Below are 22,481 nucleotides of genomic sequence, written 5' to 3' on the forward strand. Positions count from 1 at the left end.
TGGTTCAGTTCACGCTCACGTCGGGGGTCCCGGTGGGGGCTCCCTCGGCCTCCATCCGTTCGGCGATCTTCATGGCCTCTTCGATCAGGGTCTCCACGATCTTCGACTCCGGCACGGTCTTGATCACCTCGCCCTTGACGAAGATCTGCCCCTTGCCATTGCCCGACGCCACACCGAGGTCGGCCTCACGCGCCTCACCCGGACCGTTGACCACACAGCCCATGACCGCGACCCGCAGCGGCACCTCAAGACCGTCCAGACCCGCCGTGACCTGATCCGCCAGCTTGTACACATCCACCTGCGCCCGACCGCACGACGGACACGAGACGATCTCCAGTCGGCGCTGCCGCAGGTTCAGCGACTCCAGGATCTGGATGCCGACCTTGACCTCCTCCGCCGGCGGGGCGGACAGCGAGACGCGGATGGTGTCGCCGATCCCCTCGCTCAACAGCGCCCCGAACGCGACCGCCGACTTGATCGTCCCCTGGAACGCCGGACCCGCCTCCGTCACACCCAGGTGCAGCGGGTAGTCACACTGCGCGGCGAGCTGCCGGTACGCGTTGACCATGACCACCGGGTCGTTGTGCTTCACCGAGATCTTGATGTCACGGAACCCGTGCTCCTCGAACAGCGAGCACTCCCACAGCGCCGACTCCACCAGCGCCTCCGGCGTCGCCTTCCCGTACTTCGCCAGCAACCGCTTGTCCAACGACCCCGCGTTGACCCCGATACGAATCGGCACCCCGGCATCCGAGGCCGCCTTCGCGATCTCCTTCACCTTGTCGTCGAACTGCCGGATGTTCCCCGGATTCACCCGCACCGCCGCACACCCCGCGTCAATCGCCGCGAACACGTACTTCGGCTGAAAGTGGATGTCCGCGATCACCGGGATCTGCGACTTCCTCGCGATCACCGGCAGCGCGTCCGCGTCATCCTGCGACGGACACGCCACCCGCACGATCTGGCACCCCGACGCCGTCAACTCCGCGATCTGCTGCAACGTCGCACCGATGTCCGCCGTCACCGTCGTCGTCATCGACTGCACCGAGACAGGAGCGTCGCCACCGACCGGGATCGGCCCCACCTGGATGCGCCGTGACCTGCGGCGCTCGGCGAGCGGCCGGGACGGCATCCCGGGGAGGCCGAGAGCGACGGGTTCCGTTGCCGTCATGGCGTCACCCGCGGTTCCCGCTCAGGGTCTCGCGGGCCGCGCGCAGCGACTCCTTCAGCGAGCCCATGGTGGCGATCACGGCGGTCGGCTCGTAGCCGCAGTGCGCCATGCAGTTGTCGCAGCGCGGGTCCTTGCCCCGTCCGTACTTGTCCCAGTCGGTCTCTTCGACCAACTGGCGGTATGTCGGAACGTATCCGTCGGCCATCAGATAGCAGGGGCGCTGCCAGCCGAAGAGGGAGTAGTTCGGGATGCCCCAGGCCGTGCACGGGAAATCGGTCCGGCCCTCCAGGAAATCCAGGAAGAGCGGGCTGTGATTGAGCCGCCAGCGCTTTCGGTTGCCGTGCGCGAAGGACTTCCGGAACAGTTCGCGGGTCTGCTCGACACCGAGGAAATGGTCCTGGTCGGGCGCCTTCTCATAGGCATAGGCGGGCGAGATCATCATCTCGTCGACCTGAAGGTCGTCATTGAGGAAGTTCAGGACCTCGACGACGGTCTGCGGCGTGTCGGTGTTGAAGAACGTCGAGTTGGTGGTGGTCCGGAAGCCGCGCCTCTTGGCCTCCTTGATCGCCGCCACCGCCTCGTCGAACACGCCCTCCTTCGCCACCGACTCGTCATGACGCTCCCGCAGCCCGTCGATGTGCACCGCGAACGCGAAATAGGGAGAGGGGCGGAACAGGTCCATCTTCTTGCGCAGCAGCATCGCGTTGGTGCACAGGAAGACGTACCGCCGGCGCGCCACGAGCTGCCGCACGATCTCGTCGATCTGCGGGTGCATCAGCGGTTCGCCGCCGGCGATGGAGACCATGGGCGCCCCGGACTCCAGGACCGCGCCGACCGCCTGGGCCACCGGCATGCGCTGCTTGAGCACACCGGCCGGATGCTGGATCTTGCCGCACCCCTCACATTTGAGATTGCAGGCATAGAGCGGTTCGAGTTCCACGATGAGCGGGAACTTCTCGCGCCGACGGATCACTTTCTGCTCAAAGAGATACGTCGCGACCCGGATGGACTGACGGAGCGGCATGGCCATCTAGCTCACCTCCTGGGGAGCGGCAAAGAACGGTGCCATTCAAAGAACGCCGGAAGCAGTGTGCGTAGTACGCGGAAAGCCGATATTCCACCGCGCAGGGTTCCGATGCGGACGAGTTCATGTTCAGGAGCGTCCACGACCACCCGGACGGCCGCAACCGGACGCACCCCGGCCGCCGCCGCGGTGCGCAGGGTGGCGGCGGACTCCATGTCCACCGCGATCGCTCCGGTGGCCCGCAGCCGCGCGCGCCGCGCGCCGCGCACCACCTGCCCAGAGCCGGCCAGCGGCCCGGTGTGCAGGGCGCGCGGGGCGCCGCCGCGCGACGGCGCGGAACGCGAGGACAGGGCGGTCAGGGCGGTCAGGGCGGCGATCAAGGTGTCGCCGCCGGTGCACGGGGTGCGGCCGTGCTCGTCACGGGTCTCCTCGGCGACGACCAGGTCGCCGGGGTGCATCCCGGGAGCCAGGCCCGCGCAGAATCCGGTGGCGATGACCGCCGTCTCCCGCACGGCCGGGCCCGCCGCGGCCAGCGCCCGGGTCACGGCGCGCTCGGCGGCCTGCGGGCCCATGCCGGTGCGCAGCACGGTGACGGGGCCGGGCGGCCCCGGGCGGTCGGCGCCGCGCAGCGCGAGCCGCTCGATGCCGAGCGCGCAGGCGATCAGCAGCGGTGCGGCGCCGGCCGGCGGGACCGGTTCCGCGGGCATCAGGGTCTCCGGGACCGGGTCATGTCCGGCTCGCCGTGGACGAACCGCCCGAGCGCGGTGACCGGGAAGACGTGCCGGTACAGGTGGTAGTTGATGGAGAAGTCCCAGGGGAAGCCGGTGCCGGTGAACTGCGGCTCGTCCCAGGTCCCGTCCTCGGTCTGGGTCCGCGCCAGCCAGCTCACCGCCCGTTCGACTGGCTCGCTCTCCCGCTCCCCCGCCGACAGCAGGGCGAGCAGCGCCCACGCGGTCTGGGAGGCGGTGGAGGCGCCGCGGCCGCGCCAGCCCGCGGGGTCGTCGTAGGAGCGCTGGTCCTCGCCCCAGCCGCCGTCGTCGTTCTGTACCCGCTCCAGCCAGCTGACCGCCCGCCGGACGGCGGGGTGGGAGGCGGGCAGGCCCGCGGCGACGAGGGCGGGGACGACGGACCCGGTGCCGTACACGTAGTTGGTGCCCCAGCGGCCGAACCAGGATCCGTCGGCCTCCTGTTCGGCCAGCAGCCAGGCGACGCCGCGCCGGGTACGCGGGTCCCGGGCCCGGCCCTCCCAGGCGAGCATCTCCACGACATGCGCGGTGACGTCGGCCGACGGCGGGTCGATGACCTCGCCGAAGTCGCAGAACGGCAGCCGGTTGGGGAACGGGCTGGTGTTGTCCACGTCGAAGGCGCCCCACGCGCCGTTCCTGGACTGCATGCCGAGGTTCCAGCGGACGCCGCGCCGGATCGCCTCCTCGACGCGCTCGGGGTCGGGGTGGTCGACGCGGCGCAGCGCGAGGACGACCTCGGCGGTGTCGTCGATGTCCGGGTAGTTGTCGTTGTGGAACTCGAACGCCCAGCCGCCCGGGGGCAGGTTCGGCCGTCGTACCGCCCAGTCGCCGGGCCGGGTGATCTGCTCGCCGAGCATCCACTCCGCGGCCCTGACCAGCGCGGGATGGTCCGGTTCGAGCCCCGCGTCGGCGAGGGCGATGGTGGCCAGGCAGGTGTCCCAGACCGGGGACTGGCACGCCTCGACCATGCGGCTTCCGTCGGGCCGGCGGACGGTGAAGCGGTCCAGGGACTCCAGGCCCGCGCGCAGCACCGGGTGCCGCAGGTCGTAGCCGAGGAGGTGCAGGGCGATGACGGAGTAGACGGCGGGGGGCTGGATGCCGCCCCAGCAGCCGTCGTTCTCCTGGCGCTCGATGATCCAGCGGCCCGCGGTCCTGATCGCGGCCCGGCGCAGCGGCCGGAAGGCCACCTTGCGGTAGGCGTGCATCAGCCTGTCCAGCCGCTGGAAGGCGCCCTCCCAGGTGGTCACCGGGGCGTCGGCCCGCGGCGGATCGGGGCGGCGCGGGTCGGTGTGCAGCTCGTCCAGGGCGAACGGCGCGGGGCGTACGGGCCGCTTGGCGGAGACGATGGTCAGGGGCACGATGGTCTGCCGGGCCCAGCAGCCGAAGTCGTAGATGTTGAGCGGGACCCACGGGGGCAGGTAGATGAGCTCCGGGGGCAGCTCGGGCAGGTCCTCCCACTTCCACCAGCCGAAGAGCGCGAGCCAGACCCGGGTGAAGACCCGGCTTCGGGCGACTCCCCCGCGGTCGCGCACCCAGGCGGAGCAGGCGGCCATGTGGGGTGCGTCGGGCTCGTCGCCGGCGAGCCGGAGCGCGGCGTACGCCTCGATGGTGGCCGAGAGTTCGGGCGGCCCGCCGTGGAAGGTGGCCCAGGTGCCGTCCGGGCGCTGCTGCGAGCGGATGTGGCGGGCCGCGGCGTCGAAGGTCTCGCGGTCCTGGATGCCCAGGAACTGGCGCAGCATCAGGTCCTCGGCGTCCATGGTGACGTTGGTCTCCAGGTCGCCCTTCCACCACCCCGCGGGGTCCTGGCGGGCCAGCAGGTGGTCCACGGCGCGGGCCATGGCGTCGCGAGCCGCTCGCAACGCGGCGGGCTCCGACGGGGTCTCGGAGGGTTCGACGGTGGTCGCTGTCATGGCTTCCCCTTGCAGGTGAGATCTCTGTCTGCCGTGCTGGGGTTCTTGTCGGCCGGCGCCCGGGCCTCCGCGGTGGAGGCCGGGCCGGGTGCCGGTCGGCGACTGCGAGCTATATGGAGTTGTCGGTGCGGGCGGCGGGGCCCGGGTGGGCGGACCCGACGGGGTGGCCGGTGTGCCCGGGGCGGGCGTCGGCGGTCATCTCTCTCGTACGACGACGAAGTCGGCGAGCGCCGCGAGCTGCCCGCGCACCCGGGCGGGCAACTCCACCTCCGACAGGGCGGCGATCGCGGTCGCGTGCTGCCTGCGGGCCTCCTGCGAGGTCCATTCGCGTCCGCCCGCCCGTTCGATCATGGCCGCGCGGGTGGCGAACTCCTCCTCGTCGAAGTCCATGAACTCCGCGTCGGGCTTCTGCGCGTCGGCCGAGAGGAGTTCCGCGAGCTGCTCGGAGGCCGGTCCGCCGGCGGCCAGCGCGGCGACGACCGGCAGGGACTTCTTGCGCTGCCGCAGGTCGCTCCAGGTCTGCTTGCCGGTGGCCTCCGGGTCGCCCCAGATGCCGAGCAGGTCGTCGACCGCCTGGAAGGCGAGGCCGAGGTGGTAGCCGTAGCGTTCCAGGGTGTCGGCCGTACGGTCGTCGGCACCGCCCAGCACCGCGCCGATGGAGCAGGCGACGGCGATCAGCGCGCCCGTCTTGTTGCCCTCCATCTCCAGGCACTCCTCGACGGTGACCCGCTCGCGGTGCTCGTAGGAGATGTCCTGGGCCTGGCCGTCGATGAGCTTGCGGACGGCGGTGGTCAGCCGCCGGGTGGCCCGGCCCGCCTCCACGGTGCCCAGCTCCAGCAGCACCTCGTTGGCGAGGGCGGCCAGCGCGTCGCCGACGAGGATCGCCTGCGCGGGGCCGTAGAGCTTCCACACGGTGTCCCGGTGCCGGCGCTGCTCGTCGCCGTCCATGAGGTCGTCGTGCAGCAGGGAGAAGTTGTGGACGAGTTCGACCGCGACCGCGCCGGGGACGCCGACCTCGGCGGGGGCCCCGGCACCCTCCGCGGAGAGCAGCGCCAGAGCGGGGCGCACCGCCTTGCCGCTGTCTCCGGAGGAGGGGCGGCCCTGGGCGTCGATCCAGCCGAAGTGGTAGGCGGCCACGGCGTCCATCGGCGGCGCCAGCCGGGCCACGGCGGCCCGCAGCACCGGGGTGGCAAGCATGCGGCCGCGCTCCAGCAGCGCGCTGACACCTGCGGTGTCGACAGCTGGGGTCACCGGGGTCACAAGCTCTCCTCTGTTCTGTGTCGTGCTGCTCATGCCGCTTCCTTGGGGATCTCCTCGCGCAGGGCGGGGAGCGGGTTCTCATAGGGGCGGCCAAGGTGGGAGAGCGCGGCGTCCGCGGCCCGCAGGCCGCTGCGGACGGCGCTCTCCATGGTCGCCGGCCATCCGGTGGCGGTCCACGCTCCGGCCAGCCAGAGACCGGGGGCGTTGGTGGCGGCGTGCGGCCGCAGCCGGCCCACGCCCGGAGTGGGGGCGAACGTCGCGGTGCGCTCGCGGGTGACGAAGAAGTCGCGGACGGCGGCACCGCGCGCGGCCGGCAGCAGCCGCCGCAGTTCGGGCAGGTAGCGGCTCCTCAGTTCGGCCACGGGCCGGTCGATGTCGTCGTGGGCGGCGGACTGGGAGACGGCCAGGTACTGGCTGCCGGCGGCGTCGGGGTGGCGGCTGAGCCCGGAGGACTCCGTACGGTCGAAGACCCACTGCACCGGGCTGCCGATCGCCGCGAAAAACGGTTTGCGCAGCACCGGGCGGTCGTAGACGACGTGCAGGTTGAGGATCGGCGCGGTGCCGATGCGCAGCAGTCGGCCGGGGTCGTCCAGGGCTCCCTCGGGCAGCAGCCCGTGCGCCTCCCGCTGGGGTACGGCGAGCACCACGGCGTCGGCGTCCAGCCGGCCGCCGCCGTGCGGCCCGCTCTCGGTGGTGACGGACCATCGGCCGTCGGGGTCGCGGGTGACGGAGGTGGCCCGGGTGCGCGGCTCGACCCGTACCCCCGCCTTGTCGAGGGCGGCGCGGGCCAGGGTGTCGTGCAGCTCGCCCAGCGGGACGTGGGCCCAGCCGATGTCGGCCGCGCCGGGCTCGGACAGCAGCCCCGTCTTGAACACCATCGCGGCCAGGCCCAGCGAGGCCTCGTCGGCGGTGGCGTTGAGCGTGGCCACCCCGACGAGGTCCCAGAGCGCCTCGACCGCCCGCGGCGACTGCCGTTGCGCTCGCAGCCAGGTGGCGAAGTCCACGCCGTCCAGCGCCGGGTCCATCGGGTCGAGGCCCTTGAGGGCGAGGGCGGCGCGGCCCGCCCTGACCCGTTCGGCTGGGGACAGATGGGGATACGTGGCGAGGCTGGCGGCCAGGTGCAGCGGCACGGGCAGCCGGGTGCGCCGGATACGGCCCAGCCGCAGGCCCTCACGGTGGCCGGGGTCGAGCACCGGCACGTCCAGCTTCCCCTGCAGCGGGGCGAGCCGGGCGCCGTCGATCCGGCGGAGGAACCACTGGTAGGCGGTACAGCAGCGCAGGTAGACGTGCTGGCCGTTGTCGACGGTCAGCTCACCGGCCGGGGACGGGCGGCGGAAGGAGAAGGCCAGTCCGCCCAGCCGGGGTCGGCTCTCCAGGAGGGTCACCGAAAGCCCCGCGTCGGCCAGCGCCAGGGCGGTGGTCGTGCCCGCGAGACCGCCGCCGACAACCACGGCGGCCGCCCCGTCGGGGCGGCCGGCCGCGTGGGCGCTCCGCCGCTCGGTGCGCGTGGTGCGGGACGTCATCTGCTCACCCCCTCAGGCGTGGTCAAGGACGCGGAGTCGCGTCGGTCGGTTGATCGCACGTGCATGTATGCCCGGATCATCGCGGCTGTCCCCCCACGCCGCGCCGGGCGACCGTCCACGCGTCCGCTCCCGACAGCCCGCGCAGGGCGACGTACGCCTTCTCGCGGCCGGTGAGCGAGACCCGGCCGCGCAGGACGGCGGCGGGATCGCGGGCGATGCGCTCCAGGAGCCTGCGATAGATCCCGGCCATCGCCGCGACACACGCCCCACTGCGCCGATCGAGCATCGGCAGCAGCTGAAACCCCTCCTTGAACAGGGCTCTCGCCCGCCGGACCTCGAAGAGCACCAGACCGGTGAAGTCGGCGCCGGGCGGCGGGACGGGGCTGTGGAAGGCCGTCGGACAGCTGAATTTGGCCAGGTCCTCGGCGGGCAGGTAGGTGCGCCCACTGCGGGAGTCCTCCCGAACGTCCCTGAGGATATTCGTCAGTTGGAGTGCCAGGCCGAGAGTGTCGGCGTACTCCGCGGCGCGCTCGGGGTCGCGTGCGCCCCGCACCGTACCGAACACCCCCAGGGAGAGCCGCCCGATGGCACCCGCCACGCACCGGCAGTAGCCGACGAGTTCGTCCCAGGTCTCGTAGGTCCGCCCCGACACGTCCATCAGCACACCGTCGATCAGCTCGTCGAATCCGCCGAGCGGGATCGGGAAGCGGCGCGCGGCGTCCGCGAGGGCGACGGCGACCGGGTCGGTGTGGTCCTCCGCGATCCCGCCGTCCCGGATCCGGGCCAGCAGGGCGCCGGTGTCCGCGAGCCGTGCCCGCTTGGCATCGGCGTCCAGCCCGCCGTCGCCGATGTCGTCGATACGGCGGGCGAAGGCGTACAGCGCGGACATGGCACAGCGCTTCTCGGCGGGCAGCAGTCTGATGCCGTAGGCGAAGTTGCGGGCCTGCTGTCCGGTCACGGCTTCGCAGTAGCGGTACGCCGCGAGCACCGGCGGGGACATCCGCTGGGATCCGTTCACCGTCCGTCCCGCCCCTCGCGCCGCAGCGTCGCGGCGACCTCGCGCAGCAGACCGCGCCTGGTGGGCTTGGGCGGCCCGGGGAGTACGTCGTGTCCCGCGGCGGCGATCGCGGCAAGCGCCGCCCGGCCGCCGGCCACGAATCCGGCGAGCAGCAGCCGGAGCCTGCCGTCCACGCTGCCCACCAGCGGAGCCCCGGCGGTCAGCAGACGCCCGGCGCGCTCCGCCTCGTACGCGATCAGCGCCCGCAGCGGCGCACCCGCGCTCCGGGCGGCCAGGTCGGCCTCACCGACGCCGAAGCGCTCCATGTCGGCGGCGGGCAGATAGATCCGGTCCCGGCCGAGGTCCTCGGCCACGTCTTGGAGGTGTTCGACGATCTGCAGTGCCGTGCAGATGGCGTCGGAGTGCCGGACCCGCTCGGGGCTGGTGGTCCCGGTGATGCCCAGGACCAGCCGGCCGACGGGGTTGGCGGACAGCTCGCAGTAGGCGACCAGGTCGTCATACGTGGCGTAGCGCCGCACCCGCTGGTCCTGCCGGTTGGCTTCGATCAGGCCCAGGAAGGGCCCGGGCGTCAGGCCGTGGCGGCGCACCGTGGGGCGCAGGGCGAGCAGCAGCGGATGCCGCGGCTCGGGCCCGGAGTCGAAGACCCGCCGCAGGTCGGTCTCGAAGGCGTCGAGCATCTCGAGCCGATCGTCGGCCGCGGCCCGGTCAAGACCGAGCAGCTCGGCGTCGGCACCGCCCGGGGCGAGGTCGCCGTCGCCGATGTCGTCCACCAGGCGGGCGTAGCCGTAGACGGCCATGAGATCGGTACGCCACGCGCGCGGGACGAAGAACGGGGCGACGGGGAAGTTCTCGTGCGCGGACTTGTCCAGCACGGCCTGGGCGTGCGCCTGTCGACCGGGCCCAGTGGGAGTCCTGGAGGTGGGCCGTCGTCTGGCCAATGCCGTCACATCCCCCGTTCTACACCGGCCAACAGGATCGGCACGAAGCGGACACGCCGCGCCGCCCTGTCAAGGGCGGGTGACCCCACGCCCCCGAACCGGTGACGGGGACATGCGTCGGGCATGGTCCAAATGGGCACCGATCCAGCTTACGCCCCGCACCGCACGAACGTGCGCGGGGATTTGTGTGCGAGTCGGCACGGACGGACGGGCGGGGTGCCCTATGTGATCAGGCCCCCGCCGGGATTCCGGCGGGGGCCTGATCACATAGGGCCTGGTCGCATAGGAGGCCGGACTACTTGCCCGTCTCCTTCTCGTACGCCTTGATGACCTCGTCGGTCGGGCCGTCCATCAGCAGCTCGCCCTTCTCCAGCCACAGCACCCGGTCGCAGGTGTCCCGGATCGACTTGTTGTTGTGGCTGACGAGGAAGACGGTGCCCGCTTCCTTCCGAAGCTCCCGGATGCGGGCCTCGGAGCGCTTCTGGAACTTCCGGTCGCCGGTGGCCAGCGCCTCGTCGATCATCAGCACGTCGTGGTCCTTGGCGGCCGCGATCGAGAACCGCAGCCGGGCCGCCATGCCGGAGGAGTACGTCCGCATCGGCAGCGTGATGAAGTCGCCCTTCTCGTTGATGCCCGAGAAGTCCACGATCTGCTCGTAGCGCTCGCGGACCTGCTCACGCGACATGCCCATGGCGAGCCCGCCGAGGATGACGTTCCGCTCGCCGGTCAGGTCGTTCATCAGCGCCGCGTTCACGCCCAGCAGCGACGGCTGGCCGTCGGTGTAGACCTTGCCCCGCTCGGTCGGCAGCAGCCCGGCCACCGCCTTGAGCAGCGTCGACTTGCCGGAGCCGTTGGAGCCGATCAGGCCGATGGACTCGCCCCGGTACGCGACGAAGGTGACGCCGCGGACGGCGTGCACCTCGCGCATGCCCGGCGCGTTCTTGCGGCGGACGATGCGGTTCAGCGCGGCGGTGGCGCTGCCGCGGCCGCGGGCGCCGCCGTTGACCTTGTAGACGATGTGCACATCGTCGGCGATGACGGTGGGGATCCGTCCGCCCTGGGCGGCCCTGTCCCGGTTCTGTGCGACGTTCTGATCAGCCACGGCCGTACTGCTCCTCTGCCTTCCAGAAGTACACGAAGCCGCCGATGCCGGCGAGCAGGGCCCAGCCGAGCGCCAGCGCCCACACGTGCGGGGGCAGGTGGTCCGACGTGTAGCCGTCGATCAGGGCGAAGCGCATCAGGTCCATGTAGACGGCGGCCGGGTTGGCCAGCAGGAGGTCGGAGACCCAGCTGTGGGCGCCCGCCTTGTCGAGCATGTGCTGCAGCGGGAACATCACGCCGGACGCGTACATCCACGTCCGCAGCACGAACGGCATGAGCTGGGCGAGGTCCGGGGTCTTGCTGCCCAGCCGGGCCATGACCATCGCCAGGCCGGTGTTGAAGACGAACTGCAGCGCGAGGATCGGGATGACCAGCAGCCAGGCGAAGTCCGGGAAGTGCCCGAAGCCCAGCAGCAGGACGACCAGGACGATCATCGAGAACAGCAGCTGCTGGAGCTGCTGGAGGGAGAAGGAGATGGGGAGCGAGGCCCGCGGGAAGTGCAGGGCCCGCACCAGCCCGAGATTGCCGGAGATCGCGCGCACCCCGGCGAGGGTGGAGCTCTGGGTGAACGTGAAGACGAACACACCCGTCACCAGGAACGGGATGTACATGTCGTTTTCCATGCCACCCCGGCCGCCCAGCAGCAGGCCGAAGATGAAGAAGTACACCGCCGCGTTCAGCAGCGGTGTGGCCACCTGCCACAGCTGGCCGAGCTTGGCCTGGCTGTACTGCGCGGTGAGCTTGGCCTGCGAGAAGGCCAGGATGAAGTGCCGCCGGCCCCACATCTGGCCGACGTACTCCTTGAGGCCCACTCGGGCGCCGCTGACCTCCAGCCCGTACTTGCGCGCCAGCTCGGCGGGGGTCAGGCCGTCGTCGGGGGATGGCGGGGCACTCATGGCGACCGCACTGTCGTGCGTAGTCTCGCTCACAGTTGACACTTTCGTCCTCAGGGTGCGCTGCCGGGGCCGTGCCCCGGATCGCGCCCGATGCTCTCAGATCCGAGCTTGTCAGATGACAGGAGGTCGGCCCAGTCGGGTCAGGCGCCATACCGTACGCCACTTCATGGGGCGGCGGGGCCCGCACGGAGTCTTCCAGCCTTCGCGGAATCCGCCGAACCAGGCCCGCAGCCCGGCCTTGGACGGCTTACGCAGGAGCGTCAGCAGCAGCCACACGCCGAGATAGACCGGTACGAGCAGGGCGGGCAGATTGCGCCGGGCCAGCCAGACCCGGTTCCGGGCGACCATGCGGTGGTAGACCGCGTGCCGGCTGGGCGCGACCGCCGGGTGGTTCAGGACCATGTCTGACCGGTAATCGATCATCCAGCCCGCGTCCAGCGCCCGCCAGGCGAGGTCGGTCTCCTCGTGCGCGTAGAAGAAGTCGTCCGGCAACCCGCCGACCTGCGCGAAGACGCTGGTACGGGCCGCGTTGGCACCGCCGAGGAAGGTGGTGACGCGCGAGGAGCGCATCGGGTCCGAGGCCCGGAGCCGGGGCACGTGGCGGCGCTGGGTGGTACCGGTCTCGGGGTCGACGATGCGGAAGCTGATGATGCCCAGCTTCGGGTCCGCCGCGAAGGCCTGGCGGCACAGCTCGGCGGTGTCCGGGTTCGGCAGCAGCCCGTCGTCGTCGAGGAAGAGCAGGACGTCGACATCGCTCCCTCCCGGTCCGAACGCCTCGATCCCGGCGTTGCGGCCCGCCGGGATGCCCACGTTCTCGGGCAGCTCGACGGTCCGCACGGTCAGTCCGGGGACGTCGTACTCGGGCAGCGGCGAGCCGTTGCCGACGAGCACGACCTCGATCGGGTCGCCGTCCTGTTTGGCGACCGACTCCAGCAGCGCGCGCAGCTCGGCGGGGCGGTTGCCCATGGTGAGCACCACCGCGCCGACCTTCATCGTGGCCGCGTTCACTTGAGCCTGCTCGACGCGAGGATGGACACGAGGTGAAGCAGGGTTTGCAGGACGGCGATGCCGGCCAGCACGGCCACGCCCAGGCGCGAGAAGAAGAGGTCGTCCCTGACCGTGTCCAGGACCGCCAGGACCACGATCAGCAGCGAGGCCTCGATGCCGAGGATGAGCCGGTGGAACTTCAGCGCCGCGGCGGCCTTGCGGGCCAGTGCCACCCCGGACGAGCGCGGCTCGGCCGCCGCCTCCTGCACCGGCGGCAGCCCGCCCTGGTGCCGGGCGACGCCGACCAGGTCGGTCTCGGCCTTGATCACGACGGCGCCGAGCGCGGCCAGGGTGCCGAGGAAGGCCCACAGCCACTCGGGCGAGCCGTCGCCCCACAGGTCGGCGGCGCGCAGGCCGAAGCCGACCAGCACCGCGAGGTCGCACAGGTACGCGCCGACCCGGTCCAGGTAGACGCCGGCGAGCGAGTACTGCTTCTTCCAGCGGGCGACCTCGCCGTCGACGCAGTCGAGCAGGAGGTAGAGCTGAACCATCAGTACGCCGAGCAGCGCCCCGGCGATCCCCGGCAGCAGCAGGGCCGGAAGGGCCAGGACACCGGCGAGGGTCATCAGGTAGGTCAGCTGGTTGGGCGTGACCCGGGTGTTCACCAGGTGCCGGGTGATGCGCAGCGAGAGCTCGCGCATGTAGAGCCGGCCGGCCCAGTGCTCACCGCTCCGCCGGTCCTTCACCCCCGGGGGGTGAACGACCGGCCGGAGTTCAGCTACTGATGGTTTTTGCATAGTCGGCGTATGCGTCCCTGATCGCGTCGGTGGAGAGGTTCAGGTGTTCGAGGATGGTGTAGCGGCCGGGCCGGGTCTGCGGCGCGAACTCCACAACCTTGACGAACTCGTCCTCGTTGAAGCCGATGTCGGTCGGCAGGACGGGCAGCCCGTGCCGCCGCAGCACCTCGACCATCTGGCCGCAGGTCTCCTTGTCCCCGCGCAGGTGCGTGGCGAAGGCCGCGCCCAGGCCGCACTGCTCGCCGTGGCTGGCCGCCCGCTTGGGGTAGAGGAGGTCGAAGGCGTGGTTGATCTCGTGGCAGGCGCCGGAGGCGGGGCGGGAGTCGCCCGCGACGGACATCGAGATGCCGGTGAGGACCAGGCCCTCGGCCAGCACCTGGAGGAAGCTGTCCTCGCCCACGCCACCGGGGTGGCGCAGCACCGCCTCGCCGCACTGGCGTGCCATGGCGGCGGCCAGTCCGTCGATCGCCTCGCCGGTCACCTCGTGGGAGAGCTCCCAGTCGGCCACCGCGGAGATGTTCGAGATCACGTCGCCGATGCCGGACCGCACGAAGCGGATCGGGGCCTCGCGGATGATGTCCAGGTCGATCACGACCGCGATCGGGTTGGGCACACCGTACGAGCCCCGGCCGGCGTCGTTGTCGAGCGTGGCGACCGGCGAGCAGAGACCGTCGTGCGAGAGGTTCGTGGCGACGGCGACCAGCGGGAGGCCGATCCGTGCCGCGGCGAACTTCGCACAGTCGATGATCTTGCCGCCGCCCATGCCGACCACCGCGTCGTAGTGGCCCTTCTTCATGGCGTCGGCGAGCTTGATCGCGTCGTCCAGCGTGCCGCCGCCGACCTCGTACCAGGAAGCGCCGGGCAGCGCGGGCGCCAGCCGCTCACGCAGCTTGGCGCCCGAGCCGCCGCTGATGGCGATGGCGAGCTTGCCGGAGGCGGAGATCCGCTGGTCGGCCAGGAGACCCGCGAGGTCGTCCAGCGCGCCCGGGGAGATGTCGACGACGACGGGCGACGGGATGAGCCGGGTCAGTACCGGCATGCGATCTCCCGGCCCTTGGCGAGGTCGTCGTGGTTGTCGATCTCGACCCACGAGACGTCGCCGATCGGCGCGATGTCCACCTTGAAGCCGTCGTTGACGAGCTGCTGGTAGCCGTCCTCGTAGTACAGGTCGGGGTCGCGCTCGAAGGTGGCCTTCAGCGCCTCGGCGAGCTCGGCGGCCGCCGCCTGCTCGATGAGCGTGACACCGATGTACTCGCCGGTGGCCTCGGCCGGGTCCATCAGCTTGGTGATGCGCTGGACGCCCTTCTCGGGGTCCACGATGACCTTCATCTCCTCGTCGGCGAGGTTCTTCACCGTGTCGAGGGCGAGGATGATCTTCTGGCCGTTGCCGCGGGCGGCGAGCAGGGTCTTCTCGACGGAGACCGGGTGCACGGTGTCGCCGTTGGCGAGGATCACGCCGTCGGCGGCGGCGATGACGTCACGGGCACACCACAGGGAGTAGGCGTTGTTCCACTCCTCGGCCTTGTCGTTGTCGACGAGGGTGAGCTTGAGGCCGTACTTCTGCTCCAGGGCCTCCTTGCGCGCGTACACGGCCTCCTTGCGGTAGCCGACGACGATCGCGACCTCGGTCAGGCCGATCTCCGCGAAGTTGCCGAGGGTCAGGTCGAGGACGGTCGTCTCGCCGTCCACGGGCACCAGGGCCTTGGGCAGAGTGTCGGTGTAGGGACGCAGACGCCGTCCGGCGCCGGCGGCCAGCACGAGGCCGATCATGCGGGTTCTCCTGTTTCGTCGTGTACGGCGGGTGCTCCGGAGGACACCCAGAAGCGGATGCTCTCGCTGAGCACCGCCAGCGCCAGCGCGCCCGCGAGGGCCGTCAGCGCAAAAGTGAAGCCTTGGTTCTGCCAGAGAGCGGCGGCGGCCGCGACGGCCAGTGTCCGCCCCTCATGCCCGCCGATCACCCGCACCAGCCAGTGCGGGGGCGCGCCGGTGCCACCGCGAATGCGGTACACCGTGTCGTAGTGATGGTAGGCGACGGCCGCCACCAGTCCGAAAGCCGCGGGCAAGGCGCCGTTCACGTCCGATTTGGCGGCCAGGACCAGAACAGTGCAGTACTCCGCGGCCCGGAAGAACGGCGGTACGAGCCAGTCGAGGGGGCCCTTGAGGGGCCGTGCCACCGCGAGGCCGGAGGCCAGCGCGTAGCCGAGGGCGGCCAGCAGCGGCCACGGGCCGCCGAAGGGTGTGACGGCCGCCACGGTGACCATCGCCACGCTGCCGAGCAGGGCCACGGCCGGGGCGGCGAAGGCGGGCAGCGCGCGGGCCGGGCCCCGGAGGGCGGCGGCGAAGCCCTGGGCGAGCGGCCCGGAGTCGGCGAGGTCCGCGAGCGCGGCCGCGGCCCGGTCGGTCCGGTGCGCCTTCCGCGTCAGGGAGCGCAGCACGCGGCCCGCGGTGGTGTAGCAGGCGGCCAGCGCACAGCCGATGAGCAGCGCGTACAGCGTGATGCGGGGCGTGGTGCAGGCGGTGAGCACGGCGATCATCGCCCAGCGCTCGCCGATGGGCAGCACGATCATGCGGCGCGCCCACACCGTCCAGCCGACGCTGTCGAGCCGGTCGGAGAGGGCGGCGGTGGGGCTGGTGTTGCCGGTGGCGTCGTGGTTGGCCTCGTTGAAGGAGAAGTCGACGACGTGCCGGCAGGTCTGGAGCACCATCGCGCCGAGCGCCAGCGCCCATACGTCGTCGCCGTCGGCGTTGGCCGCGCCGAGCGCGAGGCCCGCGTAGTACGCGTACTCCTTGGCGCGGTCGAAGGTGGCGTCGAGCCAGGCGCCGAGGGTGGAGTACTGCAACGAGTAGCGGGCGAGCTGCCCGTCGGTGCAGTCCAGCACGAAGGAGGCGATCAGCAGGACGCCGGCCGCGATGAAGCCGGGGCGGGTGCCGGTGGCGGCGCAGCCCGCGGCGATGAGCGCGGTGAGGAGGGAGGCGGTGGTGACGTGGTTGGGGGTGAGGCCGCGGCGAGCGCACCAGCGGGCGATGTAGCGGGAGTACGGGCTGATGCAGAAGGTGGTGAAGAACCCGTCGCGGGACTTCACGGCGCTGCGCAGCCGTACGTCTTCGTCGTCGACGCGGTCGACGGCGGCGCGCGCGCTTGCCCTGTCCTGCGGGTCCGTGGGCACGGAGGCGACGAGCACGCCGAGCTCGGGCGTGTGCAGGCTGACGCCTGCGGCCACCATGTCCTGGGCAAGCAGGTCCGGCACCGGTTGTGCCCACCCGTTCCGCCCGGCGGAACGAATGCCCACAACCCGCGTGAGCGCAGAACGAGCCTCGGGCTGGACGCTGACCGCGCCCGGGATCGCGGCCGCGGGGAAGCGGGGATCGGTCAGGGCGAGCCGAAGCGCGTGCACGTGGCCGAGAAAACGGGCGTCGACGACCGCGACCCGCTCGCCCGCCGGGACGGCGGCCAGCTCGGTCGCTACCTCGGCGGCGTCAGCCGCCATACGCACGTCGAACCCCAGAGACCGAAGGTCGTCCACGAGGGACGAGCCGACGACCGGCGGACCGGTGAGGATGGCGGTCGACAGACGAACTCACTCCTTGGCAACTGGCATGGCGGCCAGACCCGGCCGACAGCGATCCGGGCAGCGGGCGGCATGTGCCACGGCCCTGCGCGGGCGGCGGCATGTCGGCAGAGGCTATCGGATGGACGGAAGCATCCGTTCACCGCACATTCACCGCCCGATCGGGTGACCGACGGATTGCGCCTTGCCGCGATCATCATGGTGGATCGGCGCTCCCCCCGACAAACGCCCTCCCCGCGGCCCTGTGGGTAGGGTGCCGTCATGACGTGGCTGATCACCGGCGGTGCCGGATATATCGGGGCACATGTAGTAAGGACGATGGCGGAGGCCGGAGAGAGCGTGGCGGTGCTGGACGATCTGTCCAGCGGAATCGCCGAGCGGCTGCCGGACGGCGTTCCCCTGGTGACCGGCTCCACACTCGACCGCGAACTGCTGGACGCGACGTTCGCCGACCTCGGCGTGACCGGGGTGGTGCACCTCGCGGCCGCCAAGCAGGTCGGGGAGTCCGTCGAGCAGCCGCTGCGCTACTACCGCGAGAACGTGCACGGGCTGACCGTGCTGCTGGAGGCGGTCGCCGCGGCCGGGATCGGCAGTTTCCTGTTCTCGTCCTCCGCGGCCGTCTACGGGAGTCCGGACGCGGATCCGGTCACGGAGGAGACCCCCTGCCGGCCGGTGAACCCGTACGGCGAGACCAAGCTGGCGGGCGAGTGGCTGGTCCGGGCAACCGGCGCGGCGTACGGGATCTCCACGGCCTGTCTGCGCTACTTCAACGTGGCGGGCGCGGCGCGGCCCGAGCTCGCCGACACCGGGGTGTTCAACCTCGTCCCGATGATGTTCGAGCGGATCACGCACGGAGAGCCCCCGCGGATCTTCGGCACCGACTACCCGACCCCGGACGGCACCTGTGTCCGTGACTACATCCATGTCGAGGATCTGGCCTCCGCGCACCTCGCGGTCGCCCGCCGGTTGGCCGGGCAGCACGGCGCGGGCGATCTGACGGTGAACATCGGCACCGGCCTGGGCGTCTCGGTGCGCGAGATGGCGGATCTGATCCTTGAGATCACCGGGCGTACGGAGCTGACGCCGGTGGTGGAGCCGCGCCGGGCGGGCGACCCGCCGCGGGTGGTCGGCTCGACCGAACTGATCGGCAAGGAGCTGGGCTGGACCGCCCGGCACGATGTGCGCTCCATGGTGGAGTCGGCGTGGGAGGGATGGTGCCTGCGCCATCCGGAGGCGCGGCGCGCCTGACCCGGGTTACCCGCCGTGGCGCCCTGACCGGCCCGGCGCGCGCCGCCGTAGTTCACTGGGACCACCGGTAAGGCACCGGTGGTCCCGGTGCGAGGCGCCGGCGGTCCCGGTGACGGGAGCCCCAGTGGCGGGAGGAGCTATGGGCGCGGGCCACGGTCACGGCCACGGCACGGCGACGGCCGCCCACCAGTGGCGGCTGCGCTGCGCCCTGGGCATCACCCTGGGGGTGATGGCCGTGGAGATCGTCGGCGGCGTCGCGGCCGAGTCACTGGCGCTGCTGGCGGACGCCGGGCACATGGCGACCGACGCGCTCGGTCTGGCCATGGCCCTGCTGGCGGTCCACTTCGCGAACCGGCCGCCGAGCGCGCGCCGCACCTTCGGATACGCGCGCGCCGAGATCCTGGCCGCGCTGGGGAACTGCCTGCTGCTCTTCGGGGTCGGCGGCTACATCCTGGTCGAGGCGGTGCGCCGGCTCTTCTCCCCCGCCGGGACCGAGGGCGGGCTGACCCTCGTCTTCGGTGCGATCGGCCTTGCCGCGAACGCCGTGTCGCTGGCGCTGCTGCTGCCCGGGCAGCGGGACAGCCTGAACGTACGGGGCGCCTTCCTCGAGGTGCTGGCGGACGCGCTGGGCTCGGTCGCCGTCCTGGTCTCGGCCCTGATCATCCTGACCACGGGCTGGCAGGCGGCCGACCCGGTGGCCTCGGTGCTGATCGCGCTCATGATCGTCCCGCGTACCTGGAAGCTGCTGCGGGAGACGCTGAACGTGCTGCTGGAGGCGGCGCCCAAGGACGTGGACATGGCGGAGGTACGGGCCCACATCCTCTCCGTCGACGGGGTGGAGGACCTGCACGACCTGCACGTATGGACGATCACCTCGGGGATGCCGGTGCTGTCCGCGCATGTGGTGGTCAGCCCTCAGGCGCTGGACGCGGTCGGTCACGAGCGGATGCTGCACGACCTGCAGGGCTGTCTGGGTGAGCATTTCGACGTCACTCACTGCACGTTCCAGCTGGAGCCCGGTGGACATGCGGAGCACGAGGCCAGATCTTGCCTGTAGCCGGGCAGGATTACGTCAGACTTGATGATTCCGGACCGACGACGAGGATGGTCAATGTCGATCACACCCACCAACGGCCGCAGCACCGGCACGTCTCCCGCCCCGGGCGGCTCCACGGACCAGATCCTGCTGGAACTGGTCGACGAGGACGGTCGGACGATCGGCACCGCCGAGAAACTGTCGGCCCATCTGGCACCCGGCCGCCTGCACCGCGCGTTCTCCGTCTTCCTCTTCGACGACTCCGGGCGGCTGCTGCTCCAGCGCCGGGCGCCGGGGAAGTACCACTCCCCCGGCGTCTGGTCGAACACCTGCTGCGGGCACCCCTACCCCGGCGAGCCGCCGTTCGTCGCCGCCGCCCGGCGCACCGGGGAGGAGCTGGGGGTCGCGCCCACGCTGCTGCGGGAGGCGGGAACGGTCCGCTACAACCATCCGGACCCGGCGTCGGGTCTGGTCGAGCAGGAGTACAACCACCTGTTCGCGGGGCTGGTCCGGGCGGAGCTGCGGCCGGATCCGGCCGAGATCGGCGAGACCGCGTTCGTGACCCCGGGGGAGCTGGCGCGGCTGCGCGAGACCCGTACGTTCTCGGCCTGGTTCCCGACGGTCCTGGACGCCGCCCGCCCGGTGATCCGGGAGCTCACCGGGCCCGGTGCGGGTTGGTGATGTGAGCGGGGGCCGCCGCGGCGGGCGGGGTGAACGGCAGGGCGGCCCAGACCGCCTTGCCGCCGCTCGCGGTGTGCGCGACGTCATAGGCGCCGCCCGCCTCCGCCGTGATCGCCTGCACCAGCAGCAGGCCCCGGCCGCCGGTCTGCCCCTGGTCCGCCTCCAGCGCCTTGGGCCGGTACGGATGGTTGTCCTCCACGGCCACCCGCACCCAGTCGGGGCCGATCGACACCTCGACGGCGATCTCCGGGGAGAGCAGGGCCGCGTGCCGGACGGCGTTGGTGACCAGCTCGGAGACGATCAGCAGCAGGCTGGGGAGGAGGTCGCCGTGCGTGGGCACGCCCTGACGCGCCAGCAGGTCGCGCACGGCGTGCCGGGCCCGCGGTACGGAGGAGTCCAGCGCGGGGGCGGTGAACCGCCAGACCCCCTCGTACGCCATGCGGGCACGAGGAGCCGCCCGACCGTGGTCAGGCGGGACGTTCCCGAGGATCTCCATGACCGATACCCACCCATCGCCGCTCGACCGCTACGTCGAGTGTTGGGAATCACGGGGCATAGTCCGGCCTACTGACCACAAGTCAGCAACTATTGATGGCTTTCGACTGGATCGGCACCTTCAGGTCGCGCGGGCGACAGGAGTCGACCGAGTACTTCCGAGTACACCGGAGCGCGCCGACGGCTCTGGTGACCCCCTGTGATCTGACCGGCGGCCCGAGGGCGCGTCGGCGGCCCCGGATACGATCCGCCGCATGGAGCCGCAGAGGGAGCAGCGTACGGAACCGGGCCTGGAGCACGACGTCGCCGGCGGCGTCGCCACGGTCGTCATCCGCAACCCCGCCAAACGCAACGCCATGACCACCGGAATGTGGCGTGAGCTGCCCGCGCTGCTGGACCGGCTGGCCGCCGACCCGGCCGTACGGACCCTGGTGCTCACCGGCGCCGGGGACACCTTCTGCGCCGGTGCCGACATCGGCACGCTGACCGGCGGCAACGAGGAGTCCAAGGCACTGGCGGCGACCGCCGAGCAGGCGCTCGCCGCCTTTCCCAAGCCGACCCTCGCCGCGATCCGGGGCTCCTGCGTGGGCGGCGGCTGCCAGCTCGCCGCCGCGTGCGACCTGCGGTTCGCGGAGGAGGACGCCCGCTTCGGGATCACCCCGGCCAGGCTCGGCATCGTCTACGGCCCCTCCTCCACCCGGCGGCTGGTGGCGCTGGTGGGCCCGGCCACCGCCAAGTACCTGCTGTTCTCGGCCGAGTTGATCGACGCCGCACGGGCGCTGCGCACCGGCCTGGTGGACGAGGTGCTGCCCGCGGGAGGCCTGGACGAGCGCGTGGCCGAGTTCACGGCGGTACTCGCCGCCCGGTCGCAGCTGACGCAGGCGGCGGCGAAGGAGTTCGCGGCGGGGCCCGTCACGGAGGACCGCATCGCGTACTGGGCGCGGCAGGCGCGGGGCAGCGGCGACCAGGCGGAGGGGGTGGCCGCCTTCCTGGAGCGCCGGAGCCCGCGGTTCACCTGGACCCCGCCGGCGGACTGACCGCCGGACGGTTCCAGCCAGGCATACCTACCGGTCGGTCAATCACTGGATCCCCCTTCCGGTCGCCCGTACCCGCAGGTAACGTGCCGGGCATGACCTCACTCCCCGCACGCGCCGGACGGCACTGCCACAACGTCGTCAACCCCCTCCACTCCGCCGTCTACTTCGCCCCCGACTACCACCGGGAGCTCACGGCGCTCCGCCTGGCGGACCGGTCCGCCTCGTACTTCGTGGGGCGCTCCGCGGCGTTCGGCAGGGTCGGCGCGGGCACCGTCGCCGCGACCTTCTTCAACTTCAAGTACGAGCTGGTCGCCCGGCACATACCCGCCGCCTGGGACGTGGTCACCCCGCAGGCCGCGCTCGACGCCCGGCTGCGCGCCGCCGACTCCGTGCTGCGTCGGGTGCTGGGCGAGGAGGCGCTCGCGTCGAAGGAGCTGGCCGAGGCCGCCGAACTGGCGCTGCGCGCCACCGAGGCGTGTTCGCGCGCCGCCCGCCCGCTGTACGCGGCCCACGCCGACCTGCCGGTCCCACAGGCCCCGCACCTGGCTCTCTGGCACGCCGCCACCCTGCTGCGCGAGCACCGCGGCGACGGCCATCTGATGACCCTGGTCGAGGCGGGTCTCGACCCCGTCGAGGCGCTGGCCAGCCACACGGCGAGCGGGCGCGGGATGTCCCCGAAGTGGATCCTCGCGACCCGCGGCTGGACGCCGGAGGAGTGGGCGGCGGCCCAGGACCGGCTGCGTGAGCGCGGGCTGCTGGACGCCGAGGGCGAGCTGACGCCGGCCGGTACGGACCTGCGCAAGGCCCTGGAGGACGCGACGGACCGGCTGGACCGGGCGCCGTACGAGCACCTGGGCGCGGCGGGCGTCGCGCGGCTGACCGAGCTGGCCGGGGCGTTCACGACGGCGGCGTTCGAGGCGGGCGCCTTCCCGGCCGATCTCATCGGCAAGGGCTGACGCAAGCGGCCGGCCGGGGCCCGTCACCGGCATGTCCGACCCGTCACCGCCGCTCCGCGCCCGTCACCTGCCACAATGCAGACCGCAG

The 22,481-nt window shown here is 72.0% G+C and carries 21 protein-coding genes; 5 read left to right on the forward strand and 16 right to left on the reverse strand.

What is annotated here, in order from left to right; all coding sequences use genetic code 11:
* Positions 1 to 4: 4 nt before the first annotated feature.
* From ispG to ACQUSR_RS05325, 15 genes are all read right to left on the reverse strand, one after another.
* Entirely contained in the window at positions 5 to 1,171 is a 1,167-nt protein-coding gene (ispG, locus tag ACQUSR_RS05255; RefSeq protein ID WP_431041348.1) for a flavodoxin-dependent (E)-4-hydroxy-3-methylbut-2-enyl-diphosphate synthase, read from the reverse strand.
* 4 nt (positions 1,172 to 1,175) lie between these two features.
* Entirely contained in the window at positions 1,176 to 2,201 is a 1,026-nt protein-coding gene (hpnH, locus tag ACQUSR_RS05260) for an adenosyl-hopene transferase HpnH (RefSeq protein ID WP_431041349.1), read from the reverse strand.
* Positions 2,202 to 2,206: 5 nt separating this feature from the next.
* The gene (locus ACQUSR_RS05265; RefSeq protein ID WP_431041350.1) at positions 2,207 to 2,902 is read right to left on the reverse strand and encodes a 1-hydroxy-2-methyl-2-butenyl 4-diphosphate reductase; all 696 of its coding nucleotides are present in this window, start codon (positions 2,900 to 2,902) and stop codon (positions 2,207 to 2,209) included.
* The gene (gene shc, locus ACQUSR_RS05270) at positions 2,902 to 4,851 is read right to left on the reverse strand and encodes a squalene--hopene cyclase (protein ID WP_431041351.1); all 1,950 of its coding nucleotides are present in this window, start codon (positions 4,849 to 4,851) and stop codon (positions 2,902 to 2,904) included. The genes ACQUSR_RS05265 and shc overlap by 1 nt, the downstream gene beginning before the upstream one ends.
* Before the next feature lie 195 nt (positions 4,852 to 5,046).
* Positions 5,047 to 6,144 carry a polyprenyl synthetase family protein gene (locus ACQUSR_RS05275; protein ID WP_431041352.1) on the reverse strand — a complete coding sequence of 366 codons (1,098 nt, stop codon included), beginning with the start codon at positions 6,142 to 6,144 and terminating at the stop codon, positions 5,047 to 5,049.
* Positions 6,141 to 7,634, reverse strand: a complete 1,494-nt coding sequence (gene hpnE / locus ACQUSR_RS05280) for a hydroxysqualene dehydroxylase HpnE (protein WP_431041353.1) — start codon at positions 7,632 to 7,634, stop codon at positions 6,141 to 6,143. The genes ACQUSR_RS05275 and hpnE overlap by 4 nt, the downstream gene beginning before the upstream one ends.
* A gap of 76 nt (positions 7,635 to 7,710) precedes the next feature.
* Positions 7,711 to 8,634 carry a presqualene diphosphate synthase HpnD gene (gene hpnD, locus ACQUSR_RS05285; RefSeq protein ID WP_431047395.1) on the reverse strand — a complete coding sequence of 308 codons (924 nt, stop codon included), beginning with the start codon at positions 8,632 to 8,634 and terminating at the stop codon, positions 7,711 to 7,713.
* A gap of 14 nt (positions 8,635 to 8,648) precedes the next feature.
* Positions 8,649 to 9,524 carry a squalene synthase HpnC gene (hpnC, locus tag ACQUSR_RS05290; protein ID WP_431041354.1) on the reverse strand — a complete coding sequence of 292 codons (876 nt, stop codon included), beginning with the start codon at positions 9,522 to 9,524 and terminating at the stop codon, positions 8,649 to 8,651.
* Positions 9,525 to 9,885: 361 nt separating this feature from the next.
* Positions 9,886 to 10,692 carry an ABC transporter ATP-binding protein gene (locus tag ACQUSR_RS05295; protein ID WP_431041355.1) on the reverse strand — a complete coding sequence of 269 codons (807 nt, stop codon included), beginning with the start codon at positions 10,690 to 10,692 and terminating at the stop codon, positions 9,886 to 9,888.
* Positions 10,685 to 11,620, reverse strand: a complete 936-nt coding sequence (locus ACQUSR_RS05300; RefSeq protein ID WP_431041356.1) for an ABC transporter permease — start codon at positions 11,618 to 11,620, stop codon at positions 10,685 to 10,687. The genes ACQUSR_RS05295 and ACQUSR_RS05300 overlap by 8 nt, the downstream gene beginning before the upstream one ends.
* Before the next feature lie 78 nt (positions 11,621 to 11,698).
* Positions 11,699 to 12,580 carry a glycosyltransferase family 2 protein gene (locus ACQUSR_RS05305; RefSeq protein ID WP_431047397.1) on the reverse strand — a complete coding sequence of 294 codons (882 nt, stop codon included), beginning with the start codon at positions 12,578 to 12,580 and terminating at the stop codon, positions 11,699 to 11,701.
* A gap of 11 nt (positions 12,581 to 12,591) precedes the next feature.
* Positions 12,592 to 13,371: a CDP-alcohol phosphatidyltransferase family protein gene (locus ACQUSR_RS05310; protein ID WP_431041357.1), complete on the reverse strand. Its 780-nt coding sequence runs from the start codon at positions 13,369 to 13,371 to the stop codon at positions 12,592 to 12,594.
* The gene (locus ACQUSR_RS05315; RefSeq protein ID WP_431041358.1) at positions 13,349 to 14,410 is read right to left on the reverse strand and encodes an iron-containing alcohol dehydrogenase family protein; all 1,062 of its coding nucleotides are present in this window, start codon (positions 14,408 to 14,410) and stop codon (positions 13,349 to 13,351) included. The genes ACQUSR_RS05310 and ACQUSR_RS05315 overlap by 23 nt, the downstream gene beginning before the upstream one ends.
* Positions 14,398 to 15,141, reverse strand: coding sequence for a sugar phosphate nucleotidyltransferase (locus tag ACQUSR_RS05320; RefSeq protein ID WP_431041359.1), 744 nt, complete (start codon positions 15,139 to 15,141; stop codon positions 14,398 to 14,400). The genes ACQUSR_RS05315 and ACQUSR_RS05320 overlap by 13 nt, the downstream gene beginning before the upstream one ends.
* Positions 15,138 to 16,943 carry a DUF5941 domain-containing protein gene (locus ACQUSR_RS05325; RefSeq protein WP_431047399.1) on the reverse strand — a complete coding sequence of 602 codons (1,806 nt, stop codon included), beginning with the start codon at positions 16,941 to 16,943 and terminating at the stop codon, positions 15,138 to 15,140. The genes ACQUSR_RS05320 and ACQUSR_RS05325 overlap by 4 nt, the downstream gene beginning before the upstream one ends.
* Before the next feature lie 258 nt (positions 16,944 to 17,201).
* Between ACQUSR_RS05325 and galE the strand changes: the two genes are divergently transcribed.
* From galE to idi, 3 genes are all read left to right on the forward strand, one after another.
* Entirely contained in the window at positions 17,202 to 18,188 is a 987-nt protein-coding gene (gene galE, locus ACQUSR_RS05330) for a UDP-glucose 4-epimerase GalE (RefSeq protein WP_431041360.1), read from the forward strand.
* A gap of 139 nt (positions 18,189 to 18,327) precedes the next feature.
* Positions 18,328 to 19,245, forward strand: coding sequence for a cation diffusion facilitator family transporter (locus ACQUSR_RS05335; RefSeq protein WP_431041361.1), 918 nt, complete (start codon positions 18,328 to 18,330; stop codon positions 19,243 to 19,245).
* 54 nt (positions 19,246 to 19,299) lie between these two features.
* Positions 19,300 to 19,905, forward strand: coding sequence for an isopentenyl-diphosphate Delta-isomerase (gene idi / locus ACQUSR_RS05340; RefSeq protein WP_431041362.1), 606 nt, complete (start codon positions 19,300 to 19,302; stop codon positions 19,903 to 19,905).
* Here idi and ACQUSR_RS05345 read toward each other — a convergent pair.
* On the reverse strand, positions 19,880 to 20,344 hold the full coding sequence (locus ACQUSR_RS05345; RefSeq protein WP_431041363.1) for an ATP-binding protein: 465 nt from the start codon (positions 20,342 to 20,344) through the stop codon (positions 19,880 to 19,882). The genes idi and ACQUSR_RS05345 overlap by 26 nt on opposite strands.
* A 310-nt stretch (positions 20,345 to 20,654) precedes the next feature.
* On the opposite strand from ACQUSR_RS05345, the gene ACQUSR_RS05350 reads away from it, so the two are divergent.
* Both ACQUSR_RS05350 and ACQUSR_RS05355 read left to right on the forward strand, forming a co-directional pair.
* Complete coding sequence (locus tag ACQUSR_RS05350) at positions 20,655 to 21,437, forward strand: enoyl-CoA hydratase/isomerase family protein (RefSeq protein ID WP_431041364.1); 783 nt, start codon at positions 20,655 to 20,657, stop codon at positions 21,435 to 21,437.
* Between the two features lie 92 nt (positions 21,438 to 21,529).
* Complete coding sequence (locus ACQUSR_RS05355; protein ID WP_431041365.1) at positions 21,530 to 22,393, forward strand: SCO6745 family protein; 864 nt, start codon at positions 21,530 to 21,532, stop codon at positions 22,391 to 22,393.
* Positions 22,394 to 22,481: the final 88 nt, after the last annotated feature.

The sequence above is a fragment of the Streptomyces sp. P1-3 genome, assembly GCF_050613155.1.
Lineage (GTDB): Bacteria > Actinomycetota > Actinomycetes > Streptomycetales > Streptomycetaceae > Streptomyces.